Source organism: Bacteriovorax sp. DB6_IX, assembly GCF_000447775.1.
Taxonomy (GTDB): domain Bacteria; phylum Bdellovibrionota; class Bacteriovoracia; order Bacteriovoracales; family Bacteriovoracaceae; genus Halobacteriovorax_A.
Genome location: NZ_AUNJ01000185.1, coordinates 1 through 2,821 on the forward strand (window position 1 = coordinate 1; position 2,821 = coordinate 2,821).

Annotated in this window: 5 protein-coding genes; all 5 read right to left on the reverse strand. The window is 33.5% G+C overall.

All coding sequences use genetic code 11. From position 1 onward, the window contains the following. Positions 1-126: 126 nt before the first annotated feature. Positions 127-804, reverse strand: a complete 678-nt coding sequence (locus M901_RS18350; protein WP_034720631.1) for a type II CAAX prenyl endopeptidase Rce1 family protein — start codon at positions 802-804, stop codon at positions 127-129. Between the two features lie 149 nt (positions 805-953). Next, the gene (locus tag M901_RS05480; protein ID WP_021277188.1) at positions 954-1,343 is read right to left on the reverse strand and encodes a hypothetical protein; all 390 of its coding nucleotides are present in this window, start codon (positions 1,341-1,343) and stop codon (positions 954-956) included. Next, positions 1,340-1,717 carry a hypothetical protein gene (locus M901_RS05485; protein WP_021277186.1) on the reverse strand — a complete coding sequence of 126 codons (378 nt, stop codon included), beginning with the start codon at positions 1,715-1,717 and terminating at the stop codon, positions 1,340-1,342. Before M901_RS05485 ends, M901_RS05480 begins: the two co-directional genes overlap by 4 nt. Beyond that, positions 1,717-2,232 carry a GNAT family N-acetyltransferase gene (locus M901_RS05490; protein WP_034720633.1) on the reverse strand — a complete coding sequence of 172 codons (516 nt, stop codon included), beginning with the start codon at positions 2,230-2,232 and terminating at the stop codon, positions 1,717-1,719. The genes M901_RS05485 and M901_RS05490 overlap by 1 nt, the downstream gene beginning before the upstream one ends. After that, positions 2,232-2,821 (reverse strand): ABC transporter substrate-binding protein (locus M901_RS05495; RefSeq protein WP_034720636.1); only part of this gene is annotated, 590 nt, incomplete at its 5' end. The genes M901_RS05495 and M901_RS05490, both read right to left, overlap by 1 nt.

The following is a 2,821-nucleotide window of genomic DNA, read 5'->3' on the forward strand; positions in this document are numbered from 1 at the left end:
GTTTATGGTGGAAGCCACTGGTCAACTCAAAGAGAATCGCTAGAAAAAAACTTGGGTATAACCCAAGGTTTAGTAAGGCTATAAACAAATAGCAAGCTGATATTCTATCTGGCGAACCTAGTTCATTTAATCTAAACCTTTAAGACAGTGTCTAGAATCATATCGGACGCTTGGTGTGTATGCCCAAGGTGAAACTAAATTACATGTCCTAATATAAACATAGCAAAATACACAAGACCCAAAGAATACAATACAATTTCGAACTCTAAAGGAATATTGGGTATGAGTGCTTACCATAATTATTGAAGGGATTACGATAGCAATCCATTTATTACGAAATAGAGCAAGAGTAGCGCCTACGAGCAATGCTCGATAAGAAACTTCTTCATAGAGATTTGAAAAGATATTCCCAAATACACTTGGCCAATTAACTAGAAATTTAAAATTGTAATCTTGAGATAGCCAATAAAGCACAACGAGAAAAGACAGTATAAGTGCACTAGAAAATCCATACAAGAAAGCTTCTTTAATATTAGACATGAATTTCGGAAGTTTTAAAACTCTATTCTTATAGGCTATGTAGATAAAAAGATAGCTACAAATAGCACTAAAAATAGAACCATAAATTAAAACATGACTAAAAAATAGTTTTGGTTGTAGAAGACCATCTTTAATGTATCCATGAAATAGACTCATTAAAATATCTCTCCCAAAGTACCAACTTGCATAATAAGTTAGTATTGCACCAATAAATGTTATGATTCTTTTAGTATAAGAACTGTCTTCATAATAGAGTTTTTCCATAACTATGATTTAACACATTAAGAAATTTTTTTGGGAATATTGAAAAAATTATCTCATAATCACAGTGACCTAAGTACTTAAAAAACAAAGGGATACTGTGGCTTTTTTAGATAAAAGACTAATTAATCTTAATTTACTTTCTTTAAACCTTAGCAACTGCGAAACAAAAGGTGCCTGGCACCTGAGAGAATTAAGTGAACTAGGGATATTGCCAGAAATGCACTTGTCCCTAGTGCTCCACCGAAGCCAGTTAACAGCGGAACGAGATTTAAAAAGAAGATACCGAAGAAAAGCCCTCCAAAGGCAATGGACTTAACTCCAAATCTTGTCGGGCAACTCATACCGACAAAACTTGCACCAAAAGAAAGCGCCATATAGGTCTCACTATCAAAGTTCCACCTTGTCCTTAACAGCATGATAATACCACAAGAAATTAGAGTTATAATTGCTGAGGAGCGAATCGCACCGATAGAATTTAGCTTAGAAAAACTAAATGTTAATACTGATAAAAGAATTGAAAGAGCAATAAGGAGAATCAAATCAAACTCCCTATTAGATATGTAAGGGCCACACTTAAAAAAGCAATCGTCCCTAGCTTTCCCCCCAGTCCTTTAAAGTGCGATGCCAAAGATATGTATAAGATTGCACCAATAAATGAAAGGATGAAGATTTGAGTATAGCTGGTTAAAATTGATTGAGAGCACATGCCAGCAAAGCTGCCAGAGTAAATGACTGTATGATACTTTTTACCAATAGGAATAAATGTTGATAAAAGACCTACTGCTGCTGAGGCAATGACGGCAGAGAGATCAAAATTAGTGGCGATGAAGAAAGTGCTAAAACATCCTAAGAAAAAAGCACAGTACTTATAGAATAATTTTAAGGAATATTTCTTTAAGATAATTTGTGTCACTATATTTCTAATATGTAATGTTCTGAGTCCCACCACTTTCCATCAACAAAAGTTTTATTCTCTTCCTTAGCAAAATACTTAAAACCATTTGCCAATAAAAGCCCCTTCATTGGTTGATTGAACTCAAAAATTGCTGCTTCGATATGTGTGCATTGATGTTCTTTAGCTAGTCGAACAATTTCTTCACAAATTAATTTTGAAAGCCCCTTGCCTCTATAGGAATCAAGACCGATAGCAATACTTGGCCAACAAACCTTCCCCTCTTTAAATTTTGAAACGGGATGATTTATAAAAAAAGACCCATACCCAAAGTAAGTCTCATTATCTTTTAGGATAAATGCTATTTTATCTGGCTTTGAAAATGATTCTCTAAAGTCCTCTACCGTAAACTTAACCTCGAAGTCTTTATCATCTCTTTGAAGAAACCAATTCTTTACCATTGTCTCATCATTAAGCCATGAACAGTAGGATTCGGCTTGTTTAGTATTATTTGGATCTATAACTTCGATTTTCATTATTTAGGACTATGTTTAAGTTTAATTTTTTCAATTACACCATTTTTCATAAGTTTATTAAAGGAGTTTCTAATCTTTTTAACTAACTCAGGAGAACTATCTTTATTCATTGCAATGTAGAATTCTCCAGGCTGATCAATTTTAAATAATGGTTTCGTCAATTTCTTCTTATCAAGATGATTTAGAGAATAGTCTAACATAACCACAAGATCAGCTCTTCCCTTTAATAACATGTGATAAGCTTGTTTTAGGTCAGTCGTAGGATAAATCTGAGCTCCTCGCTCCCTTACATACTTTGTAATAGTCGCCTTTTCTAAACTCAATGTTTGATATTTTGAAATATCCTTCCAACTATCTATAGAAATATCCTTTCGAGATTTCAAGGCATAGAAATACATTCTTCTATCACTTATTGCTCCAATCCATTCGAATTGATTTTCTCTTTCTGGTGTTCTCACAATTGTATAAAGAAGAGTATTTGGATTTGCTTTGGTATGTTCTAAGACATGCTTCCAACTCGATATAATATTACGCTTAACTTCAACCTTTGAATCTTTAATTATAGATTCAACCATCTCATACACCATTC

What these genes read in the sequence shown, in the direction of transcription:
- M901_RS18350 (WP_034720631.1), bottom strand. Translation starts at nt 804, where the DNA reads ATGGAAAAACTCTATTATGAAGACAGTTCTTATACTAAAAGAATCATA.
- M901_RS05490 (WP_034720633.1), bottom strand. Translation starts at nt 2,232, where the DNA reads ATGAAAATCGAAGTTATAGATCCAAATAATACTAAACAAGCCGAATCC.